The following is a 16294-nucleotide window of genomic DNA, read 5'->3' as shown; positions in this document are numbered from 1 at the left end:
TGGGGTTAGGTATGCGCTTTCGCGCGTTGGTTGCTGTCGTAGGGGTGTTGCTTACGGCAATGACTGTCAATGCTCTGGCTGCTTCGCAGGTTCGCAGTGTGCGCCTGTGGCGTGCGCCGGATAACACGCGACTGGTTTTCGACCTGTCTGGTCCGGTCCAGCACAGCGTCTTTACCCTGACGGCGCCTGATCGCCTGGTCATCGACATCAACGGTGCGACCCTGGCCACGCCGCTGAAGGTGTCCACCGCCAATACGCCGATTATCGCCATGCGATCAGCCCAGCGCACGCCGACCGACCTGCGCGTGGTTATCGACCTGAAAAAGGTCGTCACCCCGAAAAGTTTTTCCCTGGCGCCGAACGCCCAGTATGGCAACCGGTTGGTGGTCGATCTGTTCGACAACCCGGCCGACGCCGCCCCGGCGCCCGCCCCGACGCCAAGTGTCGCCACCGTGCCCGCGGTGCCGGTCAACCCTGCACAACCCCGGGTCAAGCTGCCGCCTCCGCCTCCCGCGCCGTCCGGCAAACGCGACATCATCGTGGTAATCGACGCCGGTCACGGGGGTGAAGATCCCGGTGCTTCGGGCTCGCGTGGGCAGCATGAAAAAGACGTGGTGCTGGCCATTGCCCGGGAGCTGCAGCGCCAGATCAACGGCATGAAAGGTTTCCGTGCCGAGTTGACGCGTACCGGCGACTACTTCATCCCGTTGCGCGGGCGTACCGAAATCGCTCGCAAGAAGGGCGCCGACCTGTTCGTTTCGATCCACGCCGACGCCGCGCCATCCAGGGCGGCCTTCGGGGCCTCGGTGTTTGCCCTGTCTGACCGCGGCGCCACGTCCGAAACCGCGCGCTGGCTGGCAGACAGTGAAAACCGTTCCGACTTGATCGGCGGTGCCGGCAATGTCTCCCTCGATGACAAGGACCGCATGCTCGCTGGCGTGTTGCTGGACCTGTCGATGACCGCCTCGCTGACGTCCAGTCTGAATGTCGGCCAAAAGGTCCTCAGCAACATCGGCCGGGTGACGCCACTGCACAAGCGACGGGTGGAACAGGCCGGGTTCATGGTGCTCAAGTCACCGGATATCCCGTCGATCCTGGTGGAGACCGGGTTTATCTCCAACGCCAACGAAGCGTCGAAGCTGGCGACCCGCAGCCACCAGCAGGCGTTGGCGCGCTCCATCAGTGCCGGCGTACGCCAGTTCTTCCAGCAAAACCCTCCGCCGGGGAGCTATATCGCCTGGTTGCGTGATTCCGGGAAAATCGCCCAGGGCCCCCGCGATCACAGGGTTCAGCCTGGCGATACGCTGGCCATGCTGGCAGTACGCTTCCAGGTTTCGACCGCAGCCTTGCGCAGTGCCAACAAGCTCACGAGCGACGAGCTGAAGGTCGGCCAGGTATTGAGTATTCCTGGCACTGAACTGGCGGCGCAGTAATGAGCGAATCGATATTGAATGACACGTCGCGGATCGAGCTGCTCAGTCCGCGCCTGGCCAACCAGATTGCCGCGGGCGAGGTCGTCGAGCGGCCGGCCTCGGTCATCAAGGAGCTGTTGGAAAACAGCCTGGATTCCGGTGCCAAGCGCATTGACGTCGATGTCGAACAGGGTGGCGTCAAGCTGCTGCGGGTGCGTGACGACGGTAGCGGTATTTCCGCCGATGACCTGCCGCTGGCCCTGGCCCGTCACGCGACCAGCAAGATTCGTGACCTGGAAGACCTTGAGCGGGTGATGAGCCTGGGCTTTCGCGGTGAAGCCCTGGCGTCCATCAGCTCCGTGGCGCGCCTGACCCTGACCTCTCGCACCCGCGGGGCCGAACAGGCCTGGCAGGTGGAAACCGAAGGTCGCGACATGGCGCCTCGGGTCCAGCCAGCCGCTCACCCGGTGGGCACCTCGGTCGAAGTGCGCGACCTGTTCTTCAATACCCCGGCGCGGCGCAAGTTCCTCAAGGCCGAAAAAACCGAATTTGATCACCTGCAAGAAGTCATCAAGCGCCTGGCCCTGGCCCGTTTCGACGTGGCCTTCCATCTGCGCCACAACGGCAAGACCATCCTCAGCCTGCACGAAGCCAATGACGACAGCGCCCGCGCACGGCGTGTCGCGGCGGTCTGCGGCTCGGGGTTCCTCGAGCAGGCGCTGCCCATCGAGGTCGAGCGTAACGGTCTGCATCTCTGGGGTTGGGTCGGGTTGCCGACGTTCTCGCGCAGCCAGGCGGACCTGCAGTACTTCTATGTCAACGGGCGCGCGGTGCGCGACAAGCTGGTGGCCCATGCGGTGCGCCAGGCGTATCGAGACGTGCTGTTCAACGGCCGGCACCCGACCTTCGTGCTGTTCTTCGAGGTCGATCCGTCGGTGGTGGACGTTAACGTGCACCCGACCAAGCATGAAGTGCGCTTCCGTGACGGACGCATGGTCCACGACTTCCTCTACGGCACCTTGCACCGCGCCCTCGGCGACGTGCGGCCGGACGATCAGGTGTCGGCGCCGATTGCCACCGCTATTGTCCGTCCAACAGGGCCGGAGGCCGGTGAGTTCGGCCCTCAAGGCGAGATGAGCCTGGCGGCCAACCTGCTGCAGTCGCCCCAGGCCCAGCCGAGTTACCCCGCGCCGGGATCCGGCGCCGGTGCCGGCTACCAGTATCAATACACCCCACGTCCGCAGTCGGCCGTGCCGGTGGCTGAGGCCCAGGCGGCTTACCGTGAGTTTTTCGCGCCGTTGCCGGGCGCCGAATCCAGCGCCGCCGCGTTGCCCGACGGTCAGGGCGATGTGCCGCCGCTGGGGTACGCGCTGGCCCAGCTCAAGGGCATCTACATTCTCGCGGAAAACGCCCATGGCCTGGTGCTGGTGGACATGCACGCGGCCCACGAGCGGATCATGTACGAGCGCCTGAAGATCGCCATGGCCAGTGAAGGCCTGAGCGGCCAGCCGCTGCTGGTGCCCGAGTCCCTGGCGGTCAGCCAGCGTGAGGCCGACTGTGCCGAAGAACACCACGCGGTGTTCCAGAAACTGGGCTTTGAATTGCAGCGCCTGGGCCCGGAAACCCTGGCTATCCGGCAGATTCCCGCACTGCTCAAGCAGGCCGAAGCCAACCGGCTGGTGGCCGATGTGCTGGCTGACCTGATGGAGTACGGCACCAGTGACCGGATCCAGGCGCACATCAATGAGCTGCTCGGCACCATGGCCTGCCACGGCGCGATACGCGCCAATCGCCGCCTGGCCTTGCCGGAAATGAACGGTTTGCTGCGCGACATGGAAAACACCGAGCGCAGCGGCCAGTGCAACCATGGCCGGCCGACCTGGACCCAGATGGGCCTGGATGACCTGGACAAATTGTTCTTGCGCGGTCGTTGATGAGCGTTCTCCCGCCCGCTATTTTCCTGATGGGGCCGACAGCCGCCGGCAAGACCGACCTGGCGATCGAGCTGACCAAGGTCCTGCCTTGCGAGTTGATCAGCGTCGACTCGGCCCTGGTTTATCGGGACATGGACATCGGCACCGCCAAGCCTTCGAAAGAACTGTTGGCGGCGCATCCACATCGGCTGATCGACATTATCGACCCCGCGCAGAGCTATTCGGCGGCGGACTTTCGCACCGATGCCCTCGCCGCCATGGCCGAAATCACTGCGCGGGGCAATATTCCGCTGTTGGTGGGCGGCACGATGCTTTACTACAAGGCGCTGCAGGAAGGTCTGGCGGACATGCCGCCGGCCGACCCCCGGGTGCGCGCCGAATTGGAGGAAGAGGCGGCGCGTCTTGGCTGGCAGGCGTTGCATGATCAGTTGGCAGCGGTTGATCCGGTGTCCGCCGCGCGCATTCACCCCAATGATCCCCAACGGTTGACGCGAGCCCTGGAAGTCTGGCGAGTGAGCGGCCAGACGATGACCGCCCACCGACTGAAACAATCTGCGCAAAGTACTGATGCAGGCGCCTCAAGGCAGGGACAATTGCCCTATACTGTCGCCAATCTGGCCATCGCTCCGGCGAATCGTCAGGTTCTGCATGAGCGAATAGCACAAAGATTCACAATTATGTTGGAACAGGGGTTCGTGGACGAGGTCGTAGCTTTGCGTTCAAGAGGTGACTTGCATCCGGGGTTGCCTTCGATACGTGCTGTAGGCTATCGCCAAGTTTGGGATCATCTGGATGGCAAGCTGACGTCAGCCGAAATGCAGGAGCGCGGCATCATTGCCACGCGCCAGTTGGCAAAACGCCAGTTCACATGGCTACGCAGTTGGACTGACTTGCATTGGCTGGACAGTCTGGATTGCGACAATCTGTCACGCGCCTTGAAATACTTGGGAACGGTCTCCATATTGAGCTGAGTCCTTGCAATTGCCGTCTATCCTTGGGGGTGTGACGGACACAAGCTATCTATTTTTCCGATTTTATTATTATTGATCCTTAAAGGAGTGCGGCACATGTCAAAAGGGCATTCGCTACAAGACCCTTACTTGAATACTTTACGTAAAGAGAAAGTTGGGGTTTCCATCTATCTGGTCAACGGTATCAAGCTGCAAGGTACGATCGAGTCTTTCGACCAGTTCGTCATCCTGCTGAAAAACACCGTCAGCCAGATGGTTTACAAGCACGCTATCTCGACAGTAGTGCCGGTTCGTCCAATTCGTCTGCCTAGCGCAACCGAAACCGAACAGGGTGACGCTGAGCCAGGTAACGCCTGATAGGAGTCTCCTTTGTTCTTTGAGCGCCACGGTGGTGGTGAGCGAGTGATCCTCGTTCACTTGGATGGACAGGACCCTGAGGCGCGCGAAGATCCGCAGGAGTTTCAGGAGCTGGCAAATTCGGCCGGCGCCGAGACCGTTGCGTTTTTTAACGTGCCGCGTCATCGGCCAACCGCCAAATTTCTGATCGGCAGCGGCAAGGTCGAGGAGTTGCGCGATCTGGTCCATGCCGAACACGCAGATCTGGTGATTTTCAATCACACCCTCACGCCCAGTCAGGAACGTAACCTCGAACGTGTTTTCGAGTGTCGCGTGATCGACCGCACGGGCCTGATTCTCGATATTTTCGCCCAGCGCGCGCGTACCCATGAAGGCAAGCTCCAGGTCGAACTGGCCCAGCTTGATCACATGAGTACCCGACTGGTGCGTGGCTGGACTCACCTTGAGCGCCAGGGTGGTGGTATCGGTATGCGAGGTCCGGGTGAGACCCAGCTGGAAACCGACCGGCGCCTGCTGCGGGTCCGCCTGCGCCAGATCAAGGGTCGCCTGGAAAAAGTCCGCAGCCAGCGCGAGCAGTCGCGACGTGGCCGGATGCGTGCGGATATTCCTACCGTGTCCCTGGTCGGCTACACCAACGCCGGCAAATCCACGCTGTTCAACAACGTGACGAAATCTGACGTGTATGCGGCCGACCAATTGTTCGCCACCCTCGATCCGACCTTGCGCCGCCTGGACCTGGACGACCTGGGGCCGATTGTCCTGGCCGACACGGTGGGTTTCATTCGTCATTTGCCGCACAAGCTGGTCGAGGCGTTTCGGTCTACGCTCGAAGAGTCGAGCAATTCCGATCTGTTGTTGCACGTGATCGATGCCGCCGAGCCTGACAGGATGTTGCAGATTGAACAGGTGATGCTGGTGCTGGGCGAGATTGGCGCCCAGGACTTGCCGATCCTCGAGGTCTATAACAAACTCGATCTGCTTGAAGGCGTTGAGCCACAAATTCAGCGCGACGAAAACGGCAAGCCCCAGCGGGTCTGGCTGTCGGCGCGAGATGGCAGTGGCCTGGAGCTGCTGGAGCAAGCCATTGCCGAACTACTCGGCAGCGATTTGTTTGTCGGCACCTTGCGCTTGCCGCAACGTTTTGCTCGACTGCGTGCACAGTTTTTTGAGCTGGGTGCGGTACAGAAAGAAGAACATGACGAAGAAGGTGTCAGCTTGCTGGCTGTTCGATTGCCCCGGACCGAGCTGAATCGGCTGGTCAGTCGAGAGGGCTTGCAGCCTGTGGAGTTCATCGAAGAACACACTTTGCAATAAAAGCCTGAGAAAGCGGTTGTGCCGCTGTGGCAGGCATTCTGTAGCATTGGTCGGCGCGCCGTGGGTGCGTCTTTGCTTTATCAGATGGAGAGCGCTATGGCTTGGAATGAGCCGGGTGGCAACTCGAATAATCAGGATCCTTGGGGTGGTAAGCGCCGCAATAATGGCGACCGCAAGGGGCCACCGGATCTCGACGAGGCCTTCCGAAAGCTGCAGGAAAGCCTGAATGGGTTGTTCGGTGGTGGAAAAAAACGTGGTGGTGACGAGGGCGGTCGCACAAGCAAGGGCGGTGGTTACGGCCTGCTTGGCCTCGCGCTTGTCGCGCTGGCGGCTGTGTGGCTGTACAGCGCGGTCTATGTCGTCGACGAGCAGGAGCAAGCCGTGGTGCTGCGCTTCGGCAAGTACTACGAGACCGTCGGCCCGGGCCTGAATATCTATTTTCCGCCGATCGACAAGAAGTACATGGAGAACGTCACGCGTGAGCGTGCCTACACCAAGCAGGGCCAGATGCTGACCGAAGACGAGAACATCGTCGAAGTGCCGCTGACCGTGCAGTACAAGATCAGCAATCTGCAGGACTTCGTGCTGAACGTCGACCAGCCGGAAATCAGCTTGCAGCATGCGACCGAAAGCGCCCTGCGCCACGTAGTGGGTTCCACCGCGATGGACCAGGTGCTGACTGAAGGTCGTGAACTGATGGCCAGCGAGATCAAGGAGCGTCTGCAACGCTTCCTCGATACTTATCGCACCGGTATCACCGTCACTCAGGTCAACGTACAGAGCGCAGCGGCACCGCGTGAAGTGCAGGACGCCTTCGATGACGTGATCCGTGCCCGTGAAGACGAGCAGCGCTCGCGCAACCAGGCAGAGACCTATGCCAACGGCGTCGTGCCGGAAGCCCGTGGTCAGGCCCAGCGCATTATTGAAGATGCCAACGGCTATCGCGATGAAGTGGTTTCCCGCGCCAAGGGTGAAGCGGATCGCTTTACCAGCCTGGTCGCCGAGTACCGCAAGGCACCGGAAGTCACGCGTGAGCGTCTGTACCTGGACACCATGCAAGAGGTCTTCACTAACACCAGCAAGGTCCTCGTGACCGGCAACAAGGATGGGCAGAACAATCTGCTTTACCTGCCGCTGGACAAGATGATTGACAGTGGTCGTGGGGGCAGCAATCCGCCGTCCAGCAGTTCGACTGCGGCTGCCAATGAAGCGAGCGCCCGTGCGGCGGCCGACTTGCAGCAACAGCAAACACGTACCAGGGAGAGTCGTTGATGAGCAATAAATCGCTGACCGCTCTGATTGTGGGCGTCGTCGTGGTCATCGCTGCCTGGAACTGCTTCTACATCGTTGCTCAGACCGAGCGCGCGGTGTTGCTGCAATTCGGTCGTGTGGTCGAGGCGGATGTCCAGCCGGGCCTGCATGTGAAGATCCCCTACGTCAACAAGGTGCGCAAGTTCGACGGCCGCCTGATGACGCTGGATGCGCCGACACAGCGCTTCCTGACCCTGGAAAAGAAAGCCGTGATGGTTGACGCCTACGCCAAGTGGCGCGTCAAGGACGCCGAGCGCTTCTACACCGCGACCTCTGGCCTCAAGCAGATTGCCGACGAGCGTTTGTCGCGTCGTCTGGAGTCGGGCCTGCGTGACCAGTTCGGCAAGCGCACCCTGCACGAGGTGGTTTCCGGTGAGCGGGATGCCTTGATGGCGGATATCACCGCTTCGCTGAACAAGATGGCTGAAAAAGAGTTGGGCATCGAAGTCGTCGATGTGCGGGTCAAGGCCATCGATTTGCCGAAGGAAGTGAACCGTAGCGTGTTCGAGCGTATGAGCACCGAGCGTGAGCGTGAAGCTCGTGAGCACCGCGCCAAGGGTAACGAACTGGCTGAAGGTATCCGTGCGGATGCCGACCGTCAGCGTCGCGTGTTGTTGGCAGAAGCCTATCGCGAGTCTCAAGAGACGCGTGGTGATGGTGATGCTCAGGCCGCGGCGATCTACGCCAAGGCATACGGTCAGGATCAGGAGTTCTACTCGTTCTATCGTAGCCTGCGTGCCTACCGTGAAAGCTTCGCGAACAAATCCGACGTCATGGTGCTGGACCCAAGCAGCGATTTCTTCCGCTACCTGGAAAAGTCCAAGTAACCTGGTTTTTATCTGAGCTCACTCCGTCGGGCGGCTAAAACGTTCGGCGGGGTGATCCTTTGAGAAAACGGGTGTATGATGCGGCAGCCGGGAAATTCCCGGCTTTTTTGCGTCTGCATGTTTGATTGTCGTTGTGTTCAGCTGGCGCGACAGGTTTTTCGAGGAAAGTGCCCGACGAGGCCGATTACAGGCCGTTCGTCACGTTGTTCTTGCGCGTGGATTAGGCGAGGGCCGGGGATTTTCTGCTTCACTCAAGGCTCGCCCAAGGGCTGGCCGGGTCATAGGGGATTGGCGTAATGGCAACGGTAGACCGCTGGCTGCTGCCAGATGGCATCGAAGAAGTACTGCCACCAGAGGCCGCGCGCATTGAAGTCGCGCGCCGCCAGGTGTTGGATCTGTTCCAGAGCTGGGGTTACGAGTTTGTCGTGACTCCGCATATCGAGTACCTGGAATCCCTGCTGACCGGCGCGGGCCAGGACCTGGATCTGCGCACCTTCAAGGTCATCGACCCTCAGTCGGGTCGGCAAATGGGCTTTCGTGCCGATATCACCCCACAAGTCGCGCGCATCGATGCGCACACCTTGCGCCGTGAAGGCCCGAGCCGCCTGTGCTACGCCGGCAGCGTGCTGCATGCTCAGCCGCGCGCCTTGTCGTCTTCGCGTAGCCCGATCCAGTTGGGTGCCGAGTTGTACGGCGATGCCAGCCCGAGCAGCGATGTGGAAGTCATCAGCTTGATGCTGGCGATGTTGCAACTGGCCGATGTGCCGGATGTCCACATGGATCTGGGGCATGTCGGTATTTATCGTGGCCTGGCCCGCGCCGCCGGTTTGTCCGGTGAAGTGGAGCAGCAATTGTTCGATGCGCTGCAGCGCAAGGCGATCGATGAAGTGATTGCCCTGACCGAAGGTGTGCCCGCGGAACTGGCTGGCATGCTGCGCGCGCTGGTAGACCTGTGTGGTGGGCGTGAGGTCCTGGCCGCCGCCCGGGAACGTCTGGCGAATGCACCTGCGCCGGTGTTGGCGGCGCTGAATGACGTGCTGGCGATTGCCGAGCAGTTGTCGGCCCGCTTCCCGCAGTTGCCGTTGTACTTTGACCTCGGTGAGCTGCGCGGCTACCACTACCATACCGGTGTGGTGTTTGCGGTGTTTGTGCCGGGTGTTGGCCAAGCCATCGCCCAGGGCGGACGGTATGACGACATCGGCGCCGACTTCGGCCGTGCGCGTCCGGCCACCGGTTTTTCCACCGATTTGAAAACCCTGGTGACCCTGGGGCGTGCTGAGGTCGAGTTACCGTCTGGCGGTATCTGGATGCCTGACAGTACGGACGCAGCACTCTGGCAGCAGGTCTGCCAGTTGCGCGGCGAGGGTCAGCGTGTCGTCCAGGCTTTGCCTGGGCAGCCATTGGCCGCCGCCCGTGAAGCGGACTGCGACCGGCAATTGATTTTGCAGAACGGGCTTTGGCAAGTATCGCCACTGGCTTCTTGAGTTTTCCTGTCGGCCGCTGCCGGCACCAAGTTTGCGCGAATGAGGACAAGTGTTATGGGTAAGAATGTCGTAGTCCTGGGCACCCAATGGGGTGATGAGGGCAAAGGCAAGATCGTTGATCTGCTGACCGAACATGCTGCCGCTGTAGTGCGTTACCAAGGTGGCCACAACGCTGGCCACACGCTGGTCATCGATGGCGAAAAAACCGTCTTGCACCTGATCCCGTCGGGCGTGCTGCGCGAAGGCGTACAGTGCCTGATCGGCAACGGCGTGGTGGTTGCACCCGACGCCCTGCTGCGCGAGATCACCAAGCTGGAAGAGAAAGGCGTGCCGGTGCGTGAGCGCCTGCGTATCAGCCCGTCCTGCCCGCTGATCCTGTCCTTCCACGTTGCGCTGGACCAGGCCCGTGAAAAGGCCCGTGGCGAACTGAAGATCGGTACCACCGGTCGCGGCATCGGCCCAGCCTACGAAGACAAGGTTGCGCGTCGGGGCTTGCGTGTGGGTGACCTGCTCAACATGCCGCGCTTTGAAGACAAACTGCGTGAACTGGTGGATTACCACAACTTCATGCTGGTGGGTTACTACAAAGAGCCAGCCATCGAGTTTGAAAAGACCCTGGCCGAGTGCAAGGAATACGCCGAGCTGCTCAAGCCGCTGATGCTGGACGTGACTGCCGAGCTGCACGACCTGCGTCGCGCGGGCAAAGACATCATGTTCGAAGGCGCCCAGGGTTCGTTGCTGGACATCGACCACGGCACCTACCCGTACGTGACCAGCTCCAACACCACCGCTGGCGGCGTGGCCACCGGTTCGGGTGTCGGCCCGATGTTCCTGGACTACATCCTGGGCATCACCAAGGCCTACACCACCCGCGTAGGGTCGGGACCATTCCCGACTGAACTGTTCGACGACGTCGGTGCGCACCTGGCCAAGCAAGGCCACGAGTTCGGCGCGACCACCGGCCGGGCTCGTCGTTGTGGTTGGTTCGACGCGGTTATCCTGCGTCGCGCTATCGATGTAAACAGCATTTCGGGTATCTGCCTGACCAAGCTGGATGTGCTCGACGGTCTGGAAACCATCAACATCTGCGTCGGCTACAAAGATGCAGAAGGTAATGATGCCGCCCCGACTGACGCTGATAGCTACGTGGGCCTGCAGCCTGTGTACGAAGAAGTGCCGGGATGGACCGAATCGACCGTGGGTGCCAAGACCCTGGAAGAACTGCCAGCTAACGCCCGTGCCTACATCAAGCGCGTTGAAGAGCTGGTAGGTGCGCCGATCGACATTATTTCGACGGGCCCGGACCGCAACGAGACCATCGTCCTGCGTCACCCGTTCGCTTAATAAGCTGTTGATGTAAAAAGCAAAGGGTCCCTTCGGGGGCCCTTTGTCGTTTCTGTCTTGCACACGGCACGACCCTTGCTATGTTTCTGTCTTTCGCGCTGCCATCAATTTAATGGCACGTTAGGTGGAGGAGTGCCCAGTGTCTGCCGTTCTCTCATTGTTACAAAGCCGACTGTTGCGGCCGGTGTTCGTTACTCTAGGTATCGCTCTTTTGGTGCAGGTGCTGGTGGCCGTCGCTCTGACGCGGAGCACAGTCACTGCGCTGGAGGCCGATTTGGGCCGCCAGTTGGGCGCGGACAGCCAACAACTCTCTGGCGAGTTGACCCAGGCGGGCCAGGAAGTGACGTCCAGTCTGGAGACGCTTTCAACCAGTACGCGCGAGCGTCTGACCGCGGGCCTTTCGGCGCGCTTGAAACAAGAGCAACAGCACTTGCGTGCAACCCTGGAAAAAGACCTGCAGGACTCCGCCAATGACATGGCGCAGTTGCTGGCGTCGGTTGCTCCCCGGGCGATGTGGGACAATGATGTGCCTGCCTTGTCGGAGTTCGCCCGGCGTGCCCAGCGCAATCCGAACGTATTGTTCGTGGTGTATGACGATCCCGCCGGCCAGCACCTGACTCGCTACCTGAACCGACAAAATCCGATCAACAAGGCGCTGCTGGAAAAGGGCCAGGGTGATCGCGCCCTGGATAAAGTGCTGAATGCTGCCAAAAACGACCCTTCGGTGTATTACCTGGAAGCGTCCATCAGCCCGAATGGCGTGGAAATCGGCAAGGTCATCATGGGGGTGTCCACCGCGTCGGTGGAGGCGGACTTGGCGGCCCTGGATCAGCGTTTTGCGGCGTTGATCGCCAGCAGTGGTCAACTGGTCGGCGACAGTCTCAAGGGGGCGGCCGCTGATAGCGCTGCCGCCATGGGCGCGCGTCTGCAGTCGGCGCAGCTTACTGCAACACAAATGGCGGCCAATACCTCTGGCGCCGTGCAAGAGGCCGCGGGCACGTTACGTTGGCGGATCGGCATGGGCCTGGCGGTGGTCGGTTTTGCGGTGCTGTTGCTGGTGGCCGTGGTGCTTGGGCGGCGGGTGGTCAATCGCCTGAAGCTGCTGATTGCCGCGATGGATGATCTGGCGGCTGGCGAGGGCGACCTGACCAAGCGTGTGCAGATCAGCAGCAAGGATGAAATTGGCGCGATGGCTTCGGCGGTCAATCGTTTTGTGGATAAATTGCAGCCGATTGTGCGTGAGGCGGGTGATGTGGCCCAGCGGACAGGCGTGGAAATCGGCGCGCTGACGCTGCGCAATGCCGGCGCCGATGCTGCCGCGGGCCTGCAGCGCGATGAGGTGGCTGAAAGCCTGCGGGCGTTGTCGCAAATGGCTGATGAGGCCCAGGCGGAAAGTCATGCCATGCAGGCCGCCCTGCAGCAGGTGGTGGATATTCGCCAGGCCACCGATGAAAACTCTCGAACCTCTGCCGAGGTGGGCAGCCTGATCGAAGCGTTGGCAGGGCAGGTGGAAGAGGGGGCGAAAGTGATCGAGCGGCTGGCCCAGCAAAGCGAGCAAATCGAAGTGGTGTTGACGGTGATTCACGGGATTGCCGAGCAGACCAATCTGCTGGCGCTGAACGCCGCGATCGAGGCGGCGCGTGCCGGTGAGACCGGGCGTGGTTTCGCGGTGGTGGCGGACGAGGTGCGTGCGCTGGCGAGCAAAACCCAGAGCTCTACCGGTGATATCCAGGCGCATATCGTTGCCTTGCAGCAAGGCGCGCGTGAGGCGGTTGCCACCATTGGCAAGGCCGGTCGCCAAGCCAATGAAGGCTTGTTGGTATTGCGTGACAGCGTGCGGTTGCAGCAGTCGGTGCAGGCCTCGGTGGAGCAGGTGCATGCGGCGATTGGCCTGGCGACGCGCGCGGCCGAGCATCAAGCGCAAGGCGCGCATGCGGTACGTGGTCGGGTCGAGGTGATTCACGCCCAGGCCGAGCGTGCCGCGCAGGCGGTCGTGGAGACGACGGCCAGCGGCAAGGTGCTGGATGGGCTGGCGGCGCAGTTGAAAGCCAGTCTGGGGCAGTTCAGGGCCTAGCGTTGCCTGATCTGGCGCTTTCGCGAGCAAGCCCGCTCCCACATTCGACCGGGTTCATCCTGAAGGAATGCGATCAAATGTGGACGCGGGCTTGCTCGCGATAGCTGTTTCAGCGGCTCAGATACATCCGTGTGGTCAGCAAATACACCGGCACCCCGGATACCAGAATCAGCAGCGCCGCATAGGGCGCTGCCGCCGCGAATTCCACATTCGAGGTATGCGCCCATACAGCGGTCGCCAATGTGTTGAGTCCTGTGGGGCTAAGCAATAAGGTCGCCGTCAGTTCCTTCATGGCGTCCAAAAACACTAACGCAAACGCCGCACCCAGCGCCGGGAAGATAATCGGCAAGGTTACCCGGCAAAACGCACTGAAAGACGATGCGCCCAGCGTTCGCGCGGCCTCTTCCAACTGCGGTGCCGCCTTGTTCAGCGCGGTACGAATCGGCGCCTGCGCCAGCGGCAGGAACAACAACGCGTAGGCGATCAGCAACAGCGTAGACGTCTGGTACAGCAGTGGCACGTAATGCAGGGCGAAATACACCAGCGTCAGCGCAATCACCAGGCCGGGCAGGGCATGCAGCAGATACGGCAGGCGCTCGGCCCACAGCGCCAGTCGGCCGCTATAGCGCACGACCAGCAGACCCACCGGCACCGCCAGTGCCAGGCACAGCGCAGCGCCGCCCAGCGACAGCGCCAGCGATGACAGCAACGCCTCGCCTATCTCGGCCACCGGAAAGGCTGCTGACGAGCCCACGGCCAGCCAGTAGCCGAGCATTCCGAGCGGAATGCCGCTGCCGATGATCGCCAGCGTCAGGCAATACAGTTGCGCCAGCGGCGTCCAACGGCCCAGACGAACCTGCTCCGCACGTCGCGCCGCGCCCTGGCCGGTACGTACGTGTCGGCCCTTGCCGCGCACCCGCAGTTCCAGCCAGAGCAGGCTCAGGCACATCACCAGCAATACCGCCGACAGCATCGCTGCGTTGGCGTTGCTGAATTCCAGCTCGAACTGTTGGTAGATTGCGGTGGTAAAGGTCTGCAGGCCGATGATCGACAGAGCGCCGAACTCCACCAGCATATGCAGCGCAATCAACAGTGCGCCGGCCAGCAGCGAAGGCCACAGCAGAGGCAAGGTGATGCGGAAAAACACGCCCCAGCGATTCAGTCCCAAGGTGCGCGCCGACTCCTCCAGCGAGGGGTCAAGGTTGCGCAGGGTCGCCGCCACCGGCAGAAACACCAGCGGGTATTTGGACAAGCTCATCACCAGGATGGCGCCGCCCAGCCCTTCGAAGCTGGCACTCAGCGAGACCCAGGTAAAGCTGCTGACGAAAGCCGGAACGGCAAACGGCAGGCACAGGATTACACCCCACAGGCGTCTTCCCGGCAGATTGCTGCGCTCCAGCAGCCAGGCCAGGGACAGGCCAATCACCGCGCAGGCGACGGTCACGCCGAGCATCAGGGCCAAGGTGTTGCGCAGCAGTCCGAAAACATAAGGCCGCCACAACAAATGCACGGCCTCGGCCCAGCCGGCCTGCCAGGCCTTGAGGCCGACATACAGCAGTGGCAACAGGCTCAAGCCCACCAGCAGCAATACGGGCAGCAGCAGCCAGATCGAAGGGCGTTTGCGCCTTCGACTAAACCCCCGCGCAAGGCGGGGGTGGATAGCGATGGGTTCATCAGTTCAAGCCAACTTCACGTTCCAGTTCCAGGGCCTCTTCAGCGTTGCCCAGGTCGGCGGGAGTGACTTTTGGCGGTTGCAGCTCATTGAATGGCTTGAGGCCGCGGCTGGACTCCATGCCCTTGCGCAGCGGGTATTCGGCGGAAGTGTTGGTGATTACCCGCTGGCCCTCTTCGCTGGCCATGAACGCCAGCAGTTGCTGGGCTTCCTTGGGATGTTTGCTGGATTTCAGTGCCGCCGCAGCCGATACGGTAATCAGGCCGCCAGCATCGCCGTCGGTGAAGTAGTGCAGTTGGGAATCCAGGTTGGTTTTTTCCTTTTTCAGGGCAAACCAGTAGTAGTTGTTCACCAGCACAGTAGCGACTTCGCCATTTTCCACGGCTTTCAGGGCCACCATGTTGTTGCTGTAGACCTTGCCGAAGGCGCGCAGGCCGGTGAGCCATTCTTCGGCGGCGTCACGCCCGTGCAGCTTGAGGATTGCCACCGCCTGTTCCTGGAAAGCGCCGCTGGTGGGCACGAAGCCGACCTTGCCTTGCCATTCGGGACCGGCGAAATCCAGCACCGACTTGGGCAGGTCTTTCTCGGCGATCAATTTCGGGTTGAAGGCGACGACGCGGGTACGTGCGGTCACGCCCATCCAGGCGCCATTGCCGGCCACGTATTCCTTGGGCAGTACTTCAAGAGTGCTGGCGTCGATGGTGGCGAGCAGGCCTTGCTCGCCGAGTTTGTTCAGGGGTGGCGATTCTTCGGTGTAGATCACGTCGGCGGGGGAGCGCCGGCCTTCTTCGACGACCTGGCTGGCCAGTTGGTTGCTGCTGCCTTTACGCACGTTGACATGAATGCCGGTCTTGGCTTCAAAGGCCTTGGCCAGTTCGTCACCGACTTCTTTGTGTTGGCCGTTGTACAGGGTCAGTTCAACCTTGTCGGCGCAATAGGCAGCGGGTGACAGCAGGGCCAGGCCGAGCAGAGTGATGGTCAAGCCACGCAGAAGGGAGGTTTTGGGGCGGGTATCGCGGATCAGCATCCGGGGTATTCCTCACTTTAAATTGCAACAAATTGTGAGAATGATAAACGATCGTAGGCGCGGATGTGGGAGCCATCGAATGAAGCCGATTCAGAGCGCGGCGAAATCAGCTTGAAATATCGAGTCCCGGAAACGCAAAAACCCGCTTTCGCGGGTTTCTGTAAGACTCAAGGCCAAAACCTTGAGCTTGAAATTGGTGCCCAGAAGAAGACTCGAACTTCCACGACCTTGCGGTCACCAGCACCTGAAGCTGGCGTGTCTACCAATTTCACCATCTGGGCAGTATCGACAACGTTGCCGCTGTTGATGAAGCGAACTATACGGAGGCCTTTTTGATCTGTAAACCCCTGATTTGATTTTATAAATCAAGTTTTCCGTTAAAAATCAAAAGGCTGAAACGCAAAAACCCGCTTTCGCGGGTTTCTGTGAGACTCAAGGCCAAAACCTCGAGCTTGAAATTGGTGCCCAGAAGAAGACTCGAACTTCCACGACCTTGCGGTCACCAGCACCTGAAGCTGGCGTGTCTACCAATTTCACCATCTGGGCAGTATCTTTGACGTTGCCGTC

12 protein-coding genes and 2 tRNA genes are annotated in these 16294 nt (G+C 61.0%); 10 read left to right on the top strand and 4 right to left on the bottom strand.

The window, feature by feature from the left end:
- The first annotated feature begins 11 nt into the window (after positions 1-11).
- The 10 genes from AC6CIA_RS09330 to AC6CIA_RS09285 all read left to right on the top strand — a co-directional run bounded on the left by AC6CIA_RS09330 (position 12) and on the right by AC6CIA_RS09285 (position 13028).
- A complete protein-coding gene (locus tag AC6CIA_RS09330; RefSeq protein WP_498311625.1) occupies positions 12-1433 on the top strand; it encodes an N-acetylmuramoyl-L-alanine amidase in 1422 nt (473 codons plus the stop codon).
- A complete protein-coding gene (gene mutL, locus AC6CIA_RS09325; RefSeq protein ID WP_498311624.1) occupies positions 1433-3346 on the top strand; it encodes a DNA mismatch repair endonuclease MutL in 1914 nt (637 codons plus the stop codon). The genes AC6CIA_RS09330 and mutL overlap by 1 nt, the downstream gene beginning before the upstream one ends.
- Positions 3346-4317 (top strand): tRNA (adenosine(37)-N6)-dimethylallyltransferase MiaA, encoded by a 972-nt coding sequence (gene miaA, locus AC6CIA_RS09320; protein ID WP_498311623.1) that lies wholly within the window; start codon positions 3346-3348, stop codon positions 4315-4317. The genes mutL and miaA overlap by 1 nt, the downstream gene beginning before the upstream one ends.
- A 96-nt stretch (positions 4318-4413) precedes the next feature.
- Positions 4414-4674: an RNA chaperone Hfq gene (gene hfq, locus AC6CIA_RS09315; RefSeq protein WP_040063849.1), complete on the top strand. Its 261-nt coding sequence runs from the start codon at positions 4414-4416 to the stop codon at positions 4672-4674.
- Between the two features lie 12 nt (positions 4675-4686).
- Positions 4687-5988 carry a ribosome rescue GTPase HflX gene (gene hflX, locus AC6CIA_RS09310; protein ID WP_339532274.1) on the top strand — a complete coding sequence of 434 codons (1302 nt, stop codon included), beginning with the start codon at positions 4687-4689 and terminating at the stop codon, positions 5986-5988.
- A 96-nt stretch (positions 5989-6084) separates the two neighbouring features.
- Positions 6085-7260, top strand: coding sequence for an FtsH protease activity modulator HflK (gene hflK, locus AC6CIA_RS09305; protein WP_498311622.1), 1176 nt, complete (start codon positions 6085-6087; stop codon positions 7258-7260).
- Complete coding sequence (gene hflC / locus AC6CIA_RS09300; RefSeq protein ID WP_498311621.1) at positions 7260-8126, top strand: protease modulator HflC; 867 nt, start codon at positions 7260-7262, stop codon at positions 8124-8126. The genes hflK and hflC overlap by 1 nt, the downstream gene beginning before the upstream one ends.
- Before the next feature lie 296 nt (positions 8127-8422).
- Positions 8423-9610: an ATP phosphoribosyltransferase regulatory subunit gene (locus AC6CIA_RS09295; protein ID WP_498311620.1), complete on the top strand. Its 1188-nt coding sequence runs from the start codon at positions 8423-8425 to the stop codon at positions 9608-9610.
- Positions 9611-9664: 54 nt separating this feature from the next.
- A complete protein-coding gene (locus tag AC6CIA_RS09290; RefSeq protein WP_498311619.1) occupies positions 9665-10954 on the top strand; it encodes an adenylosuccinate synthase in 1290 nt (429 codons plus the stop codon).
- A gap of 139 nt (positions 10955-11093) precedes the next feature.
- Complete coding sequence (locus AC6CIA_RS09285; RefSeq protein ID WP_498311618.1) at positions 11094-13028, top strand: methyl-accepting chemotaxis protein; 1935 nt, start codon at positions 11094-11096, stop codon at positions 13026-13028.
- A 109-nt stretch (positions 13029-13137) separates the two neighbouring features.
- Here AC6CIA_RS09285 and AC6CIA_RS09280 read toward each other — a convergent pair whose 3' ends face one another.
- The 4 genes from AC6CIA_RS09280 to AC6CIA_RS09265 all read right to left on the bottom strand — a co-directional run bounded on the left by AC6CIA_RS09280 (position 13138) and on the right by AC6CIA_RS09265 (position 16273).
- On the bottom strand, positions 13138-14688 hold the full coding sequence (locus AC6CIA_RS09280; protein ID WP_498311781.1) for an ABC transporter permease: 1551 nt from the start codon (positions 14686-14688) through the stop codon (positions 13138-13140).
- 13 nt (positions 14689-14701) lie between these two features.
- Positions 14702-15727, bottom strand: coding sequence for an extracellular solute-binding protein (locus AC6CIA_RS09275; RefSeq protein WP_498311617.1), 1026 nt, complete (start codon positions 15725-15727; stop codon positions 14702-14704).
- A gap of 194 nt (positions 15728-15921) precedes the next feature.
- Positions 15922-16008: transfer RNA gene (locus AC6CIA_RS09270), tRNA-Leu, on the bottom strand.
- Between the two features lie 178 nt (positions 16009-16186).
- A tRNA-Leu gene (locus AC6CIA_RS09265) sits at positions 16187-16273 on the bottom strand.
- Positions 16274-16294: the final 21 nt, after the last annotated feature.

The organism is Pseudomonas sp. GQ91 (genome assembly GCF_059758795.1).
This window is presented reverse-complemented; position numbering and strand designations above follow the sequence as displayed.

Excerpts from the sequence above, each read along its gene's own strand:
- AC6CIA_RS09295 (WP_498311620.1), top strand. The coding sequence starts at position 8,423 with ATGGCAACGGTAGACCGCTGGCTGCTGCCAGATGGCATCGAAGAAGTA.
- hflC (WP_498311621.1), top strand. The coding sequence starts at position 7,260 with ATGAGCAATAAATCGCTGACCGCTCTGATTGTGGGCGTCGTCGTGGTC.
- AC6CIA_RS09330 (WP_498311625.1), top strand. The coding sequence starts at position 12 with ATGCGCTTTCGCGCGTTGGTTGCTGTCGTAGGGGTGTTGCTTACGGCA.
- hfq (WP_040063849.1), top strand. The coding sequence starts at position 4,414 with ATGTCAAAAGGGCATTCGCTACAAGACCCTTACTTGAATACTTTACGT.
- mutL (WP_498311624.1), top strand. The coding sequence starts at position 1,433 with ATGAGCGAATCGATATTGAATGACACGTCGCGGATCGAGCTGCTCAGT.
- AC6CIA_RS09290 (WP_498311619.1), top strand. The coding sequence starts at position 9,665 with ATGGGTAAGAATGTCGTAGTCCTGGGCACCCAATGGGGTGATGAGGGC.
- AC6CIA_RS09275 (WP_498311617.1), bottom strand. The coding sequence starts at position 15,727 with ATGCTGATCCGCGATACCCGCCCCAAAACCTCCCTTCTGCGTGGCTTG.
- hflK (WP_498311622.1), top strand. The coding sequence starts at position 6,085 with ATGGCTTGGAATGAGCCGGGTGGCAACTCGAATAATCAGGATCCTTGG.
- miaA (WP_498311623.1), top strand. The coding sequence starts at position 3,346 with ATGAGCGTTCTCCCGCCCGCTATTTTCCTGATGGGGCCGACAGCCGCC.